This window comes from Streptomyces sp. NPDC039465, from assembly GCF_055639315.1.
In genome coordinates this window covers 904088-921113 of the sequence record NZ_JBVKAP010000001.1, presented here as the reverse complement: position 1 = coordinate 921113, position 17026 = coordinate 904088, and the positions used below count along the sequence as shown (strand labels likewise).

The following is a 17026-nucleotide window of genomic DNA, read 5'->3' as shown; positions in this document are numbered from 1 at the left end:
CCCTCCGGAGGCCCCCATGGACCCGTACAACCCCGGCTCCCTCGCCGTCCAGACCCGCGTCGGGGTCCGTGAGCTCGCCGAACACGTCGGCCGCTCCATCGGCTCCGGCATCCGCCCCGTCGCCGCCGCCTTCCTGGAGCTCCAGCCCATGCTGGTGCTCGGCGCGGCCGACCCCGAGGGCCGGGTGTGGAGCTCCCTGGCCACCGGCGACCCCGGTTTCGTACGGGCCACGGGACCCGGCACGATCTCGGTCGCGGGTCCCCTCCCCGCCGGCGACCCGCTGGCCGGCACGTTCGAGGGCGAGGCTCTCGTCGGCACCCTCGCCCTCGACCCCCGCACCCGCCGCCGCATGCGGCTCAACGGCACTGCCCGCCCCAGCGCACGCGGGGTCGTCGTCACCGCCGAGCAGGTTTTCTCCAACTGCCCGAAGTACCTCCAGAAACGCGAGCTGTACGAGCCCGACCGGCACACCCGGCCGGGTGCCGCGCGGCGCGGTGGACCGCTCACCCCCGACCAGGAACGGTTCGTCCGCGCCGCCGACACCTTCTTCATCGCCACCGTCGCCCCCGACGGCGTCGACGCCGGCCACCGCGGCGGCAACCCCGGCTTCGTCCGGGTCGACTCGCCCACCACGCTCAGCTGGCCCGACTACCCCGGCAACGCCATGTTCCTGACTCTGGGAAACCTGGAGACCGACGGCCGCGCCGGGCTGCTCTTCCTCGACTGGTCCACCGGCACCACCCTCCAGCTCACCGGAACGGCCCGCACCGCCTTCACCCCGGAGGGCCGGACCACCCGCTTCGAGATCCGGCGGACCGTGGAGACGCCAGGGGCCAGCCCCCTGCGCTGGTCCGCACCCACGTACTCACCGGCCAACCCGCCCTTGCCCGAAGGAGCCTGACATGACCGCGGAACGCGTCGCGGCCATCACCACCGACGCCGCCCAGAACCCGGCGCGGCCCCGGTGACCGCCTCCGCGGCCCCGGCCAGACCCCGCACCCGTACGCTGCTCACCGCCTCGGCCGTCAGCGTCGCCGCGCTCCTCACCGTCGTCGCTGCCGGGGCGCTGGTCCACCAGCCGCTGCTGATCCCACCGCTCGCCGCCAGCATGGCCCTGGTCGCCGGAGCGCCCGACCTGCCGCTCTCCCAACCCCGTTCGGTCGTCGGCGGCCAACTGCTCTCCGCCCTCACCGGCTTCGCCGTCCTCGCCGCCGCGGGGCCCGGCCCCTGGGGCGCGGCGGTCGCCGGCGGACTCGCGCTCGGCGTGATGATGCTGGCCCGTACGCCCCACTCGCCGGCCGCGGCCACCGCCGTGATCGTCGCCCTGCAGGACCCACCGCTGTGGAGCTTCCTCGGCCTCCTCGCGCTCGCCTGCGCCCTGCTGGTGGCCGTCGGTGTCGCCGGCTCCCGGGCGACCGGCCGGGCCTACCCCTCCTACTGGTGGTAGCCGCCCCGCCCACCCGCTGTGTCAGTGGCCGCCCTTAGTCTCCTCCCATGGTCGAGGAGCTGAGGGTGGCGGCCTACGCCGTATGCGTCAGGGACGACGAGATCCTGCTCGCCCGCTGGGTGGCCCGAGACGGCACCCGCCAGTGGACGCTGCCCGGCGGCGGCATGGACCACGGCGAGGACCCGCTCGACACGGTCGTGCGCGAGGTCGAGGAGGAGACCGGCTACCGAGTGGAGGCGACCGCGCTGCTCGGCGTCGACTCCATACGCCGCCGCTACTCCCGCCGCCTGGGCACCCACGCCGACTGGCAGGGCCTGCGCATCGTCTACGCCTGCCAGGTCACCGGCGGCGAGCTGCGCCACGAGACCGGCGGCTCCACCGACCGCGCCGCCTGGTACCCCCTGGCCGACGTGGCCGGACTCGACCGGGTCGAACTGGTCGATACGGGCCTCGCGCTGTGGCGTGAGCGACCGGCCCTCGGCCGAGTCGCGCACAACGGCTGAAAGCCGCTCAACCCCCGGGCAGCGCTCAACGCTCCACACCACCGCGGAGTCCTGCCCCACGACCACAGTCGACGAGCAGGGGAGCTCGCATGTCAGTACGTACGGTTCGACCGGTCCGCACGGCGCTCGCGGCGGTGGCGGTGGCCGCCGCCGTCGCCCTCACCGTGCCCACGGTGGCGAACGCCTCCGGCCCCGCGCCGGAGACGTCCGGCGGCGGACACCGGGCCACCCAGCGGGCCCTGGAGGCCGCTGTCGCCGACGGCGTCCCCGGCGCGCTCGCCCAGGCCCGGGACGGGCGGCACACCTGGACCGGTTCGGCCGGGGTCGCCGACCTCAGGACCGGCCGCGAACGCCACGGCCAGGACGTCTACCGGGTCGGCTCCATCACCAAGACCTTCGTCGCCACCGTCCTGCTCCAACTGGAGGCCGAGGGCCGCCTCGACCTGGACGACACCGTGGACCGCTGGCTCCCCGGAGTCGTCAAGGGCAACGGCCACGACGGCCGGCGCATCACCCTGCGCCAGCTCCTCAACCACACCAGCGGTGTCTACAGCGTCACCAGCGACGCGGAGTTTCAGGCCAAGATCTTCGGCCCCGGCTTCCTGGAGCACCGCTACGACACCTGGACCCCGCGCGAGCTGGTGGCCATCGCCATGACCCACAAGCCGGACTTCGCGCCCGGCACGTCCTGGAACTACTCCAACACCAACTACGTCCTGGCCGGCATGGTGATCGAGAAGGCGACCGGCCGGCCGTACGGAAAGGAGGTCGAGCGCCGGATCATCAAGCCGCTGAAGCTGCGCTCCACCACCGTCCCGGGCAAGGACGTGACCATGCCGAAGCCCAGCGGCCGGGCGTACTCCAAGCTCACCCAGGACCCCAAGCCCGGCGACCCGACCCACGACGTCACCGAGCTGAGCCCGACCCTCGCCCACGCGGCGGGCGAGATGATCTCCAACTCCGGTGATCTGCAGCGCTTCTACCGCGCGCTGCTCGGCGGCGAACTGCTGCCGCCGGCCCAGCTGAAGGCGATGACCGACACCGTCTCCGTCAAGATGGGCGACGCCGACTTCGGTTACGGACTGGGGCTGATGAAGCAGAAGCTGAGCTGCGGCACGGAGGTCTGGGGCCACGGCGGCGGCATCCACGGCTCGTCCTCGGAGGCGCTGGTCACCCGCGACGCCCGCCACTCCCTCGCGATGAACTTCAACGGCGACTGGACCGGTGACAGCCGGCCGGTCGTCGAGGCGGAGTTCTGCGGCAAGTAGGCCCGTAGCCTCTCAACGGGGCAGGACGACGACATACGCGGAGGGGGCCCGGTCCGTCGACGCCATCAGCGCCGTACGGACCACGCTCGCCTGCTGCTCCAGGGAGTCCCGGAGCTTGCGCGGTGTGAGGTGCACGACGGTGATGCCGAGCCGCTCCAGGTGCTCCCGCTTGCGGGTGTACTCCGACCACAGCGCGTCCTCGTCCTGGCGCGGGGCGCGGGTGTCCAGCTCGACGGCGACGGCCTGGTCGGGCCAGTAGGCGTCGACACCACCGAGGTGCGGGCCGCCGGGCAGCCGCAGATCCACGTTCCACAGCGGATCCGGCAGCGCGTAGGCCCGCACCATCTCGTACAGCCGGTCCTCCGCCATGGCCCGGCCCTCCGCGAGCAGCGAGTCCACGGCATCCACCACATGAGGCCGGGACAGCAGCCGCGCGCGGTTCAACTCCCGTACCACCGACCCCGGTTCGCAGTGTCCGCTGCGGACGGCCTCGGTCAGCAGCCGGCGTACGGCGGTGGGGTCGGTCACCTGCGTGAGCGCGTCCGCGAGGGCCCGGGCGACCGGGGCGACCGGCAGCCCGGTGACCTCCTCGGCCTCGGGCATCTCCTGCGCCCGGACGATCTGCACCCAGCCGGTGGAGCGCAGCCGCCGGGTCCGGCCGACCAGCACGTCGATCCGGTCGAGCGACAACAGCGGGGGCACGGAGGAGAACTGGTGCAGCGCGAGCGCCGCCAGGCCGGTGATCATCGCCGGTGACCCGGCTCCGCAGTACAGCAGCGCGGCCTGGAGCCGCTCCTCACTGGTCGGTGGCCCCGGGTGCAGCACATACACACCGGGCAGCACCTGCTGCCACGGCCCACCGGCCCGGCACTGCGCGCCGATCTCGGCGCCGGTCACGCCGTGCGCCCTCAACTGTGCGGAGGTCAGGACGCGTTGGCGGCCGTCGGTGAGGTGGGGGAGCGGGAGGGGGCGGGGGGAGAGAGGGGTGTTGTTCATGCGGAGGGTGTTCCGCCAGGGAAGGCCCCCCTAACCTCTGTTACACACCCGTCGACATTTAGGGACAACACCGTCCTAAAGTACGGGCGTTCGAGTGCCGAAGGGGGTTACTCCGTGCGGGTGTTCACCCCTCTTTTTTTAGGCTCGGTTCTCCCCCTGGCTTCGCCGGGGGGACCCCCACCGGGCGCTTTGAGCGTCTCCCGACGGTCGATCGTGCTCGGTCCCCTCGTTCCTTGGGGACCTCCGCGCTCCCCCTGCCTTCGGTGGGGGACCCCCATCCCTTTCGGTAGCCGCGCGCCCTTCGGCTCACTCGCCGGGCAGTCGGGGTCGGCCCGGCCCCCCGGGCAGAACCCGAGGGGCCGTGGCAAGCGCGGATCAGACCACCGGCGTGCCCGCGTCGCACGCCTGGCCGCGCAGCGCGCGGGCCAGGTCGTCGCGGGCCTCCAGGACCAGGCGGCGCAGGGCCGGAGCCGCCGAGGCGTGGGACTCCAGCCAGGTGTCCGTGGCGATCAGGGTGCCCTCGTCGTCCTGGAGCATCGGGAACAGCCCCCGGACCACGTCCATCCCGATCTGGATCGAACGCTCCTGCCAGACCCGCTCGATCGCCTCGAAGTACTTCGGCGCGTACGGCGCGATCAGCGCCCGCTGCGACGGCTGCGTGAAGCCCGAAATCGTCGCCTCCACCAACGCGTTGGACAGCGCGTCCGACTCCACGACCGCCGCCCACGCCTGCGCCTTCACCGCCTCGGACGGCCGCGCGGCCAGACACCGCACCTCGTGCCGCTTGCCCGACGCCGTGTCGTCGCGGGCGAGCTCCGCCGCGATACGGGCCTCGTCCGCCCGGCCGTGCGCGGCGAGCGGCAGCAGGAACGCCCACCGCAGCTCCTGGTCGACATCGAGCCCGTCGATCTTCCCGCTGCCGTCGAGCAGCCCTTCGAGCAGCTGGAAGTCGGAGTCCGTGGTCGCCGCCCCGGCGAAGAAGCGCGCCCAGATCAGCTGGTGTTCGCTGCCCGGCGCGGCCAGCCGCAGCTCCTTCAGGGCGCCCTCGGCGAGCAGCCGCGCCCCCTCCGCGCGCCACTCGGGCGCCGCGTAGTACGTGTGCGCGGACCGGGTCCAGGCGTGCAGCATCTGCAGCACACCGATCTCCGACTCGCGGCCGGCGAAGTCCAGCACGAGGCGGATGAAGTCCCGCGCGGGCATCAGCGCGTCACGGGTCAGGTTCCACAGCGCGGACCAACACAGCGCCCGCGCGAGCGGGTCGGTGATGTCCCCGAGATGCGCCCGGAGCGTGGCGAGCGAGCCCTCGTCGAAGCGGATCTTGCAGTAGGTCAGGTCGTCGTCGTTGACGAGGACGAGATCCGGCTTCGAGGCACCCACCAGCTCGGCCACGACGGTCCGCTGCCCGACCACGTCCACCTCGGCGCGGGCGTAACGGACGAGCTCCCCGCCCGCGTTCAGCCGGTAAAGACCCACCGCCGCCCGGTGCGGCCGCAGTACGTCCCCGTCCTGGAGCACGGCCAGCTCGGTGATGCGGTCGGCGGCGTCGTACGTCACCACCGGCGTCAGCGTGTTGACCCCGGACGTCTCCAGCCACAGCCGCGACCAGGCCTTCATGTCCCGCCCGGACGTCTCCTCCAGGATCGACAGCAGATCGCCCAGGCGCGTGTTGCCGTACGCGTGCCGCGTGAAGTAGCGCCGCGCGCCCTCCAGGAACGCGTCGCGCCCGGCGTACGCCACCAGCTGCTTGAGCACCGACGCGCCCTTGGCGTACGTGATGCCGTCGAAGTTGAGCTTGGCGTCCTCCAGGTCACGGATGTCGGCCGTGATCGGGTGCGTGGACGGCAGCTGGTCGGCGCGGTACGCCCAGGCCTTGCGGTTGTTGGCGAAGGTCACCCAGCTGTCGGTGAACCGGGTCGCCTCGGCGAGCGAGAAGGACCCCATGAAGTCGGCGAAGGACTCCTTCAGCCACAGGTCGTCCCACCACACCATGGTGACCAGGTCGCCGAACCACATGTGCGCCATCTCGTGCAGGATGACGTTGGCCCGGCCCTCGTACGACGCCTGCGTCACCTTCCCGCGGAAGATGAACTCCTCGCGGAAGGTCACCATGCCGGGGTTCTCCATCGCGCCGAGGTTGTACTCGGGGACGAACGCCTGGTCGTACTTCCCGAAGGGGTAGGGGAAGTCGAAGTGGTCGTGGAAGAAGTCGAAGCCCTGCTTGGTGATCAGGAAGATGTCGTCCGCGTCGAAGTGCTTGGCGAGCCCCTTGCGGCACATCGCGCCGAGCGGGATCTCCAGCTCGCCGCGCTTGTAGGTGTCGGTGACGTAGTGGTACGGCCCGGCCACCACACAGGTGATGTACGTGGAGATCGGCGCGGTCTCCGCGAACCGCCACACTCCGTCCGCGTCCCGCTCGCCCACGCCGTTCGACCAGACCGTCCAGCCCTCGGGCGCGGACACCTCGAAGCGGAACGGCGCCTTCAGGTCGGGCTGTTCGAAGGTGGCGAAGACCCGGCGCGCGTCGGCCGGCTCGTACTGCGTGTAGAGGTAGACCTCGCCGTCCTCCGGGTCGACGAACCGGTGCAGACCCTCGCCGGTGCGGCTGTAGGCGCACTGCGCGTCCACGACCAGCACGTTCTCGTCGGCGAGGCCCTCCAGCGCGATCCGCGCGCCGTCGAAGACGACGGCCGGGTCCAGCTCCCGCCCGTTGAGGGTCACCGCGGTCACCGAGGGGGCGACGAGATCGACGAAAGTGCGCTCCCCGGCCCCGGTCCGGCGGAAGCGGAGGGTGGTCACCGAGCGGAACGTGCGCGGGCCCGTCCCCTCCTCGGTGTCACCGACCGCCGATCGCAGGTCGAGGGCGACCTCGTACCCGTCGACGGACAGCAGCTCGGCCCGCGCGCGGGCCTCGTCGCGGGACAGATTCTCACCGGGCACGGGCACTCCTTCGTGGCTCGTTGGACAGCAGCGATCCTCCCACGCGGCCCTGACGCGCGGCACCCGGGGAATGCGCCCGGTGGCCGGTGGCGTTGCCTCCGAGGCACATCGCACACGCCCACGAGGAGAGACATGTCCGAGAGCAGGACCACCGCCGACTTCTGGTTCGACCCGCTGTGCCCGTGGGCCTGGATGACCTCGCGCTGGATGCTGGAGGTGGAGAAGGTCCGCCCGGTGGACGTGCGCTGGCGGGTGATGAGCCTGGCCGTCCTCAACGAGGACAAGCTCGACCAGGTGCCCGAGGAGTACCGCGAGATGCTGGCGACCACGGCCTGGGGCCCGGTGCGGGTGGCGATCGCCGCCCAGCAGCTGCACGGCGACGACGTCCTCGGCCCGCTCTACACCGCGCTGGGCACCCGGATCCACAACGAAGGCCTGGGCGTCACGCCCGAGGTGATCGCCGCGGCGCTGGAGGAGGTGGGCCTGCCGGCCGATCTGCTCGCGTACGCCGACAAGGACGCGTACGACGCCGAGCTGCGCGCCTCGCACCAGGAGGGCATCGACAAGGTCGGCCAGGACGTCGGCACGCCGGTCATCGCGGTGCCGGGCCCGGACGGCGAGCAGATCGCCTTCTTCGGCCCGGTCGTCACCCCGGCGCCCAAGGGCGAGGCGGCCGCCCGGCTGTGGGACGGCACGCTGCTCGTGGCGTCGACGCCCGGTTTCTACGAGATCAAGCGCACCCGCACGGCGGGCCCCAGCTTCGAGTAGTCGTTGAACCGAACGACCCCCGTGAGTTACGTCCTCACGGGGGTCGTTCCTTTTTCCGCCTGCCGGTGAAGGTTGAGAAGACGATCACGAGCAGGACGACTGAGGGCTCCGGTCAGAAGGAGATCAGCGGGACGGACGCCTTGGCCGCCTGGTAGCGCTTGTTCACGTCCTGCCAGTTGACGACCTGCCACATGGCCTCGATGAAGTCGACCTTCTGGTTCTTGTACTGGAGGTAGAAGGCGTGCTCCCAGGCGTCGAAGACCAGGATCGGGACCGAGCCCTGGCCGACGTTGCCCTGGTGGTCGTAGACCTGCTCGACGATCAGCCGGCCGCTGATCGGCTCGTACGCGAGGACGCCCCAGCCGGAGCCCTGGGTGGTGGCCGACGCCTTGGTCAGCTGCGACTTGAACTTGGCGAAGGAGCCGAAGGACTCGGTGATCGCGTCCGCGAGCTCGCCCACACCATCGGCGGCCAGCGGCTCGCCGCCGCCGCCCTCGCCCTTGGGGCTGGCCATGTTGTTCCAGTAGATGCTGTGCAGGATGTGGCCGGAGAGGTGGAACGCGAGGTTCTTCTCCAGACCGTTGATCGTCCCCCAGGCCTCCTTGTCGCGGGCCTCCTCGAGCTGCTCGAGGGTGTCGTTGGCGCCCTTGACGTACGCAGCGTGGTGCTTGTCGTGGTGCAGCTCGATGATCTGCGGGTTGATCACCGGCTCCAGAGCCGCGTAGTCGTACGGCAGTTCCGGAAGTGTGTAGATCGCCATTGCCGAGCCCTTCGACCGCTTATTGCAACCTGTTCGCAGTTGCAGGTTAACAGCACCTACTGTTGAAGTTGATCAGCCCTTCGTCCTAGGTCCGGGGCCCCGGAACGGCGAAACCCCCGAACCGGCGGGGGTTCGGGGGTCGGGCCGTACGGCGGTCGGGGCGGGTCAGTCGGCCGGGCGCGCCGCCGCCTTCTGGCGTACGAAGCCGATCGCGGCGAGCAGCAGGGTCAGACCGCCGGTCCAGTAGAGCTGGACCCGGGTGCCCTCCTCACGGGCCATCAGGAAGAAGATCGCCGCCATGCCGGCCAGTGCCACCCAGGTCAGCACGGGGAACGCCCACATCTTCACGACCAGCTTCTCGGGCGCCTCGCGCTCGGTCCGCCGGCGCAGCAGCAGCTGCGAGACGGCGATGAAGAACCAGACGACGAGGATGATCGCGCCGATCGTGTTCAGCAGCCAGATGAAGATGTCGTTGGGCCGCCAGTAGCTCAGCAGCACACAGACGAAGCCGAAGACCGAGGAGACCAGCACGGCCACGCGCGGCACACCGCCGTAGGTCCGGCCGAGCGCCTTCGGGCCCTGGCCGCGGGCGACCAGCGAGGTGGCCATCCGGGAGGCGCCGTAGATGTTGGCGTTCATGGCCGACAGCAGGGCGACCAGCACGACCACGTTCATGATCTGGCCGGCCGCCGGGATGCCCAGATGGTCGAGGGTGGCGACGTACGGGCCCTTCTCCACCACGGCCTTGTCGCTCCACGGGACGAGCGTGACGATGACCGCCATCGAGCCGATGTAGAAGAGCGCGATCCGCCACATGGCCGTACGGACGGCCTTGGCGACGCCCTGGACCGGGTGCTCGGACTCGGCGGCGGCGATGGTGACCGTCTCCAGGCCGCCGTACGCGAAGACCGAGGCGAGCAGTCCGACGATCAGGCCCTCGGAGCCGTTCGGCAGGAAGCCGCCGTCGCCGGTGAGGTTGGTGGTGCCGGGGGCGTCCGAGCCGGGCAGTACGCCGACGATGGCGAGGACGCCGATGCCCAGGAAGAGCACGATCGCGCCGACCTTGAGCGCGGCGAACCAGAACTCGAACTCGCCGAAGTTCTTCACCGCCGCCAGGTTGGTGACGCAGAAGACCAGCATGAACAGCGCCACCCAGGCCCACTCCGGGCTGTCGGGGAACCAGCCCGTCATGATCTTGGCGGCGCCGATGCCCTCCAGACCCACGGCGACACAGAGCAGGAACCAGAAGGCCCACCCCGCCGTGAAGCCCGCCCAGGGGCCGATGGCCCGCTCGGCGTGGACGGAGAAGGAGCCGGAGGCCGGATTGGCCGCCGACATCTCGCCGAGCATGCGCATCACCAGCATGACGAGCAGTCCGGAGATCGCGTACGCGAGGACGATCGAGGGCCCCGCGGCGGCGATGCCGGCGCCGGAACCGACGAAGAGTCCGGCGCCGATGACACCGCCGAGGGCGATCATCGACAGATGGCGCTGCTTGAGTCCGTGGGAGAGCGTCGCCCCGTCGTCCTTGCGGTCGACGGGCGCGGGCGCGGTGGTCCGGGACATGAGCCTGCCCTGTGGTTCAGTGGCCGATAGGGGGAAACGCGCGAGGGAACGCGGGACAACGAGGCCACAGTCTGGGCGGGTGCACCGCTTACAGGGAACAGATGTCCGCTATACGGTCACGATCTTCACACAAGGTGAAGATTCACTTCCGCTTGGTGCGCAGCTCGCGCCCCACGGCCACCGCCAGCACCGCCGCGGTCGCCGCCCCGGACCACAGCACCTGCGGCCGCGAGGCGTCGTCGTACAGCATCAGCACCAGCACGGCCGCCATCGCCGCCAGCGCCGCCCAGCTCAGCCAGGGAAAGCCCCACATCTTCAAGGTCAGCGTCTCGGGCGCCTCGCGCTCGATCCGCCGGCGCAGCCTCAGCTGCGACAGCGCGATCAGACCCCACACGAACAGCAGCACCGCGCCGACCGCGTTGAGCATGTAGAGGAAGACCGAATCCGGCCACTTCAGATTGAGCAGCACGGAGACGAAGCCGAAGGCCACCGACGCCAGCACCGCACGCCGCGGCACCCCGCCCGCCGAGACCTTCAGCAGACCGGCGGGCGCCTCGCCCCGCTCGGCCAGCGAGAAGATCATCCGCGACGAGCCGTAGAGATTGGCGTTGAGCGCGGACAGCAGCGCCACGAACACCACGATGTTCATGATCTGTCCGGCCGACGGCACCCCGATCGCGTCAAGCACGGCCACGTACGGGCTCTGCCCCGGCTGCATCGACGTCCACGGCAGCAGGGTCACGATGACGAGCATCGAGCCGACATAGAAGAAGAGGATGCGCCACACCGCGCTGCGCACCGCGCGGGCCACATTGCGGGCCGGGTCGTCGGACTCGGCGGCGGCGATGGTGACGACCTCCAGGCCGCCGAAGGCGAAGACGACCGCGAGAACGCCCGAGATCACGCCCGACCAGCCGTTGGGCAGGAAGCCGCCCTGACCGGTCAGGTTCGCCAGGCCCACCGGGTCGGTGTCCGGGAGCAGGCCGACGATCGCCAGCAGACCGAGGGCGAGGAAGAGCACGATCGCGCCGACCTTGAGCGCGGCGAACCAGAACTCGAACTCGCCGAAGTTCTTCACGGCCGCGAGGTTCGTGGCGGTGAACACCACCATGAAGACCAGCACCCACGTCCACTGCGGGATCCCCGGCACCCAGCCGTGCGCGATCCGCGCCGCGCCGGTCGCCTCCACCGCGAGGACGACCACCAGCAGGAACCAGTACAGCCACCCCACCGAGAACCCGGCCCAGCGGCCCAGCGCCCGCTCCGCGTGCACGGAGAAGGCCCCCGAGGCCGGCATCGCCGCCGACATCTCGCCCAACATCCGCATGATCAGCATGGCGAGGGTGCCCGCGATCAGATAGGACAGGACGATGCCGGGGCCGGCGACCGCGATCCCGGCGCCCGAGCCGACGAACAGTCCGGCGCCGATCACCCCGCCCAGGCCGAGCATGGTCAGATGCCGTTGCTTCAGACCGTGCGAGAGCGGCTCCGGCTCGGTGGCCAGGGGGCTGGGCGGCGCGTCGTGCATCAACTCGTACTCTCACGGGGATTTATGGAGACCCCACAGTCTCTCCGGTGACCGTCCTCTGGCGCAAAATGGACCTCTTGCCGTGTCGCGGCCAGTGATGAGTATCACGCCCCACGGTGCTTACCGCGTGCCCTTTGTTGGATCTCCATGAAGCGCTCGACCCCGGCTTTGTGGGCGGCTGACGGTGATCGGGCGTTCACTCCTGGATTACGGTCACGGGGTCCCCATCTGCCCTCACCCTCGGAGTCCCCGATGAGCGTTTCCGCCGCCCCCGTCCGTACCGGAGCGGTTCTGGCCGATCTGCTGCCGGCCAGCCGGACCCGTGACATCGCGCTGGTCGTCGGCGGCGCCGCGCTCACCGGTATCGCCGCCCAGATCGCCCTGCCGGTCCCCGGCTCCCCGGTCCCGGTCTCCGGCCAGACCTTCGCCGCCCTGCTGGTCGGCACCGCCCTCGGTGCCCGCCGCGGCTTCCTCTCCCTCGCGCTGTACGCGCTGGCCGGCATGGCCGGCGTGCCGTGGTTCGCCCAGGCCACCTCCGGCTACGGCATGCCCTCCTTCGGCTACATCCTCGGCATGCTGCTCGCCGCCACCGTCGTCGGTGCCCTCGCCCGCCGCGGCGCCGACCGCTCGGTCCTGCGCACGGCCGGCACGATGGCGCTCGGCTCCCTGATCATCTACGCCGTCGGCGTCCCGTACCTCGCGCTCGCCACCGGCATGTCGCTCTCCCAGGCGGTCGCCGTCGGCCTGACGCCCTTCCTGATCGGTGACGCGCTCAAGGCAGCCCTGGCGATGGGCGCACTGCCCACCGCCTGGAAGCTCGTCGGCCGCAAGGGCTGACACCAGGGTCCCTCAGGAGCACAGGCCTCGGGGCTCAGAAGAGGCGCCGGAAGAGGTTCGCCGGGTCATAGGTCTCCTTGACCCGGGCGAGCCTCTCGCGCGTTTCGGCGCCGAACAGCCCCTCCGTACGCTCCCCGTCACCGAAGACGAAGTTCAGCGCCCGGCCCGTCGCCCACGGCCCGACGGCCGCTGCCACGCGCGCGTGCAGCTCCTTGACCGGCGCGAGACCGTCCTCACCGAGCGGGTACAGGGCGCGCACCAGGAAGCGCGCGTCGCGGTGCGGCACGGCGTTCGGCGCCTCCTTCGCGAGCGCCCCGCCGAGGTGGCTGATCTGCAGCACGACCATCCGGCCGGCCCCCGGGCCCGTGAGCTCCAGCAGTTCGCCGGCCGCGTCCACGTTCAGCTCGCTCACCGTGATGCCGTCGCCCCAGTAGGCGTGTGGGAAGTCCGGGTCGCTGTGGACGGTGTGGCTCTCGGTGTACGGCATCTCCCGCAGCGAGTCCGACAGCGCGGGCCCGACCGCCCGCAGCGGCGCCACCAGCCGCTCGCCCTCGGCCGCGTCCCCGGTGAAGGCCAGCTTCACCGAGACCACATAACGGCCCCTCATCTGCTCGGGCAGCGCCGGGATGTCCGGGTAGACCAGCGCGGTGAACGTCGACGTCACCGTGGACGGCACGGTCCGCGTCCACTCCCGCCACGCCCGTACGACCGCCGCCGGGTCCACCTGACGGCCGTCGAAGGAGAGCGCCCCGCCGTAGATCCGCGCGACCGGCACCAGATCCATCTCCAGGGCCGTGACCACTCCCAGCCCATGGCCGCCGCCGAGCAGCGCCCAGTACAGCTCCGGGTCGCTCTCCCGCGTCACCCGGCGCAGCTCACCGTCGCCCGTGACGACCTCGATCATCCGCACATGGTCGGCGGTCCAGCCGAACTCCCGTCCCAGGATGCCGAGCCCGCCGCCCAGGGTGTACGAGACGGCGCCCACGCTCGGCGCCGAGCCGTTGAGCGGCGCCAGGCCGTACGGCGCGGCCGCCGCCACGACCTGCCCCCAGCGCACGCCCGCCTCGACCCGTACGGTCCGCCGCTCCGGGTCGATCCGTACGCCGTCCATCCGGCGCGTACTGATCAGCACCCCGCCTTCTGAGGCGCCGGGCAGCCCGTGCCCGGTGGCCTGGGCGCCGACCGGCAGCCCGGCCTCCGCCGCATAGGTGACGGCGGCCCGGACGTCGTCGGCCGAGGTGGCCGCGACGATCAGCCGGGGGCGCAGCGCGAAGCCCGTCTGGAAACCGGCCAGCTCCTCGTCGTGACCGGGGTCGCCCGGCAGCAGGACGTGCGGAGCGGCAAGGGGCGCGACAGACATGGAAAGGCTCTCCGTCCACTCGGAAGTCGGTGTACGGAGAGCCTTTCGCGGATACCTGACATCCGCCGTCAAGTATTTCCCGGGCCTGCCCGGGGTGGGATCAGGCGTCGACGGACGCGTCGGCTGTGACCTCGACGGCGCTTTCGGCCGCTGCCTCGCGGCGGTTGCCCAGCGCGAAGCCGATGCCTACGACGATCGCCGCGACCAGCGTCGACAGCAGTACGACCTGACGGTTGGCGTCGTCGAAGAACATGTAGCCGATCACGAAGATGATCATGGCGGCGGTGGCCCAGGTCAGATACGGGAAGAGCCACATCTTCACCGTCAGCTTCTCCGGCGCCTCGCGGAGCAGGATCCCGCGCATCCGCAGCTGGGTGAAGCAGATCACCAGCCACACGAAGAGCGCGATCGCGCCGGAGGAGTTGAGGAGGAAGTTGAAGACCGTGTCCTTGAACGCGTAGTTGAAGTACACGGCGACGAAGCCGAAGGCCACCGAGCCCCAGATCGCGGCCGTCGGCACGCCCTTGGCGTTGACCTTGGCGAACGCCTTCGGCGCGTCGCCGCGCTCACCGAGCGAGAACGCCATGCGCGAGGCCGTGTAGAGGCCGGAGTTCAGGCAGGAGAGCACGGCCGTCAGCACGATCACGTTCATGATCTGGCCGGCGTGCGCGATGCCGATGGAGTCCAGCGCCGCGACGTACGAGCCCTTCTCCACGATCGACTTGTCGTTCCACGGCAGCAGCGTCAGGACGACGAAGATCGAGCCCAGGTAGAAGACGCCGATCCGCCAGATCACGCTGTTGGTCGCCTTGGTGACCGCGCGCCGCGGGTCCTCGGACTCACCGGCGGCCAGCGTGACGATCTCGCTGCCCATGAAGGAGAAGACCACCATCAGCACACCCGTGAGGATGGCCCCCGCGCCGTTCGGCAGGAAGCCGCCGGTGTCGGTGAGGTGGGCGAAGCCTGCGCCCGGGTTGTCGGAGCCGGGCAGGATCCCGAAGACGGCCAGCAGACCGATGATCACGAAGCCGCCGATGGCGACGACCTTGATACCGGCGAACCAGAACTCGAACTCGCCGTACGACGACACCGAGGCGAGGTTGGTCACGGTGAGCACGACCATCACGATCAGCGCCCAGGCCCACTGCGGGACGGCCGGGACCCAGCTCTCCAGGATCACCGCGCCTGCGGTCGCCTCGACCGCGAGGACGACGACCCAGAAGAACCAGTACAGCCAGCCGATGGAGAAACCGGCCCAGCGGCCGAGCGCACGGTCGGCGTAGGCCGAGAAGGAGCCCGAGTTCGGGCTCGCGGCGGCCATCTCGCCGAGCATGCGCATCACGAAGACGACCATCGCGCCGACGAGCAGGTACGACACCAGGATGGCCGGACCGGCCTTGGCGATACCGCCGGAGGAGCCGACGAAGAGTCCGGCGCCGATCACGCCACCGATGGCGATCATGGACAGGTGGCGGTTCTTGAGCCCGGCCTTGAGACCGTCGGAGGACTGCGGAGTACCGGGTTCGCCGGGCTTTCCGCCTTCCTTCTGCAGGGTCGACTGCATGGTCATGGACGAATCCTTACGTGTGGAAACCGCTCGGGTGACGAGCCCGTGCATGCAAGCACGAGACCCGGACATGTCGGAAGTCCCGAATCCGGATCGTTGTAGATCGCCGGGGGGAGCGCTGGGCGCCCGACCCGGTGACCGCTACCCCGGCGCCGCCGTGCCACACTCGGACCCATGCGCGTGTACCTCGGCTCCGACCATGCCGGCTACGAACTGAAGAACCACCTCGTCGAGTGGCTGAAGGCTCATGGCCACGAGCCCGTCGACTGTGGTCCCCACATCTACGACGCCCAGGACGACTACCCGCCGTTCTGCCTGCGCGCCGCCGAGAAGACGGCCGCGGACCCGGACAGCCTCGGCATCGTGATCGGCGGCTCCGGCAACGGCGAGCAGATCGCAGCGAACAAGGTGAAGGGCGTCCGTGCCGCCCTGGCCTGGAGCGAGCAGACCGCCGCCCTCGGCCGCGAGCACAACAACGCCAACGTCGTCGCCATCGGCGGCCGGATGCACTCCCTGGAGGAGTCCACCAAGTTCGTGGAGATCTTCCTGAGCACCCCCTACTCGGGTGAGGAGCGTCACACCCGCCGCATCGAGATGCTCTCGGCGTACGAGACCACCGGCGAGCTCCCCCCGATCCCGGCGCACCACCCCCAGCACGACGCCTGATGCCCGAAGGGCACACCATCCACCGGCTGGCCGCCGACTACCGTGACCGGTTCGGCGGCCGGCCCGTGCGGGTCACCAGCCCGCAGGGCAAGTTCGCCGACGGCGCGGCCCTGCTGGACGGCACCGCCCTGGAGCGCACCGACGCCCACGGCAAGCACCTCTTCCTCGGCTTCGGCGAGGAGGAGTGGGTCCACATCCACCTCGGGCTCTTCGGCAAGGTGAACTTCGGCGACGCCCCGGCGCCGCCGCCCACGGACACCGTCCGGCTGCGCCTGGCCGACCCCGAGGCCTACGTCGACCTGCGCGGCCCCACCACGTGTGCCCTCATCAGCGAGCCCGAGAAGCAGGCGATACACGAGCGCCTCGGGCCCGATCCGCTGCGCGACGGCGACGACCCGGACAAGGCGTGGCGCCGCGTCTCCCGCAGCCGCACCACCATCGCCGCGCTGCTGATGGACCAGAAGATCATCGCGGGCGTCGGCAACGTCTACCGCGCCGAGGTGCTCTTCCGGCACGGCATCGACCCGTACCGCTCCGGCAAGGACCTCACCGCGCGCGAGTGGACGGCGATCTGGCACGACCTGGTCGCGCTCATGCGGGAAGGCGTCGTCAACAACCGCATCGACACCGTCCGCCCCGAACACACCCCGGAGGCGATGGGCCGCCCGCCGCGCGTCGACGACCACGGCGGCGAGGTCTACGTCTACCGCAGGGCCCACATGCCCTGCCACATCTGTGGCGGCGAGATCCGCACCGCCGATCTCGCCGCCCGCAACCTCTTCTGGTGCCCGGGCTGTCAGCGCCGCTGAAGCCCGGGCACCCG

General features: G+C 70.9%; 15 protein-coding genes. 8 read left to right on the top strand and 7 right to left on the bottom strand.

Annotation, left to right across the window (positions count from 1 at the left end):
• Positions 1-16: 16 nt before the first annotated feature.
• From ACZ7LT_RS04245 to ACZ7LT_RS04230, 4 genes are all read left to right on the top strand, one after another.
• Positions 17-901: a pyridoxamine 5'-phosphate oxidase family protein gene (locus tag ACZ7LT_RS04245; protein ID WP_471233988.1), complete on the top strand. Its 885-nt coding sequence runs from the start codon at positions 17-19 to the stop codon at positions 899-901.
• Positions 902-964: 63 nt separating this feature from the next.
• Positions 965-1447 (top strand): HPP family protein, encoded by a 483-nt coding sequence (locus ACZ7LT_RS04240; protein WP_471233984.1) that lies wholly within the window; start codon positions 965-967, stop codon positions 1445-1447.
• A 47-nt stretch (positions 1448-1494) separates the two neighbouring features.
• The gene (locus ACZ7LT_RS04235) at positions 1495-1950 is read left to right on the top strand and encodes an NUDIX hydrolase (protein WP_471233982.1); all 456 of its coding nucleotides are present in this window, start codon (positions 1495-1497) and stop codon (positions 1948-1950) included.
• An 89-nt stretch (positions 1951-2039) separates the two neighbouring features.
• A complete protein-coding gene (locus ACZ7LT_RS04230) occupies positions 2040-3218 on the top strand; it encodes a serine hydrolase domain-containing protein (protein WP_471233978.1) in 1179 nt (392 codons plus the stop codon).
• 12 nt (positions 3219-3230) lie between these two features.
• Here ACZ7LT_RS04230 and ACZ7LT_RS04225 read toward each other — a convergent pair whose 3' ends face one another.
• Together ACZ7LT_RS04225 and pepN are read right to left on the bottom strand one after the other, a co-directional pair.
• A complete protein-coding gene (locus tag ACZ7LT_RS04225) occupies positions 3231-4214 on the bottom strand; it encodes a hypothetical protein (RefSeq protein ID WP_471233973.1) in 984 nt (327 codons plus the stop codon).
• A 375-nt stretch (positions 4215-4589) separates the two neighbouring features.
• Positions 4590-7151 carry an aminopeptidase N gene (gene pepN, locus ACZ7LT_RS04220; protein ID WP_471233969.1) on the bottom strand — a complete coding sequence of 854 codons (2562 nt, stop codon included), beginning with the start codon at positions 7149-7151 and terminating at the stop codon, positions 4590-4592.
• 132 nt (positions 7152-7283) lie between these two features.
• On the opposite strand from pepN, the gene ACZ7LT_RS04215 reads away from it, so the two are divergent.
• On the top strand, positions 7284-7919 hold the full coding sequence (locus ACZ7LT_RS04215; protein WP_471233965.1) for a mycothiol-dependent nitroreductase Rv2466c family protein: 636 nt from the start codon (positions 7284-7286) through the stop codon (positions 7917-7919).
• A 112-nt stretch (positions 7920-8031) separates the two neighbouring features.
• On the opposite strand, the gene ACZ7LT_RS04210 is transcribed toward ACZ7LT_RS04215, so the two are convergent.
• The 3 genes from ACZ7LT_RS04210 to ACZ7LT_RS04200 all read right to left on the bottom strand — a co-directional run bounded on the left by ACZ7LT_RS04210 (position 8032) and on the right by ACZ7LT_RS04200 (position 11773).
• Positions 8032-8679: a superoxide dismutase gene (locus tag ACZ7LT_RS04210; RefSeq protein WP_471233962.1), complete on the bottom strand. Its 648-nt coding sequence runs from the start codon at positions 8677-8679 to the stop codon at positions 8032-8034.
• A gap of 165 nt (positions 8680-8844) precedes the next feature.
• Entirely contained in the window at positions 8845-10245 is a 1401-nt protein-coding gene (locus ACZ7LT_RS04205; RefSeq protein WP_471233958.1) for an amino acid permease, read from the bottom strand.
• A 142-nt stretch (positions 10246-10387) separates the two neighbouring features.
• Positions 10388-11773, bottom strand: coding sequence for an amino acid permease (locus ACZ7LT_RS04200; protein WP_471233955.1), 1386 nt, complete (start codon positions 11771-11773; stop codon positions 10388-10390).
• 252 nt (positions 11774-12025) lie between these two features.
• On the opposite strand from ACZ7LT_RS04200, the gene ACZ7LT_RS04195 reads away from it, so the two are divergent.
• On the top strand, positions 12026-12610 hold the full coding sequence (locus ACZ7LT_RS04195) for a biotin transporter BioY (protein ID WP_471233952.1): 585 nt from the start codon (positions 12026-12028) through the stop codon (positions 12608-12610).
• Between the two features lie 34 nt (positions 12611-12644).
• On the opposite strand, the gene ACZ7LT_RS04190 is transcribed toward ACZ7LT_RS04195, so the two are convergent.
• Together ACZ7LT_RS04190 and ACZ7LT_RS04185 are read right to left on the bottom strand one after the other, a co-directional pair.
• Positions 12645-13970: an FAD-binding oxidoreductase gene (locus ACZ7LT_RS04190; protein WP_471233948.1), complete on the bottom strand. Its 1326-nt coding sequence runs from the start codon at positions 13968-13970 to the stop codon at positions 12645-12647.
• Between the two features lie 100 nt (positions 13971-14070).
• A complete protein-coding gene (locus tag ACZ7LT_RS04185; protein ID WP_471233945.1) occupies positions 14071-15540 on the bottom strand; it encodes an amino acid permease in 1470 nt (489 codons plus the stop codon).
• A gap of 171 nt (positions 15541-15711) precedes the next feature.
• Between ACZ7LT_RS04185 and ACZ7LT_RS04180 the strand changes: the two genes are divergently transcribed.
• Together ACZ7LT_RS04180 and ACZ7LT_RS04175 are read left to right on the top strand one after the other, a co-directional pair.
• Positions 15712-16203, top strand: a complete 492-nt coding sequence (locus ACZ7LT_RS04180; RefSeq protein ID WP_019886299.1) for a ribose-5-phosphate isomerase — start codon at positions 15712-15714, stop codon at positions 16201-16203.
• Entirely contained in the window at positions 16203-17012 is an 810-nt protein-coding gene (locus ACZ7LT_RS04175; protein ID WP_471233941.1) for an Fpg/Nei family DNA glycosylase, read from the top strand. Before ACZ7LT_RS04180 ends, ACZ7LT_RS04175 begins: the two co-directional genes overlap by 1 nt.
• Positions 17013-17026: the final 14 nt, after the last annotated feature.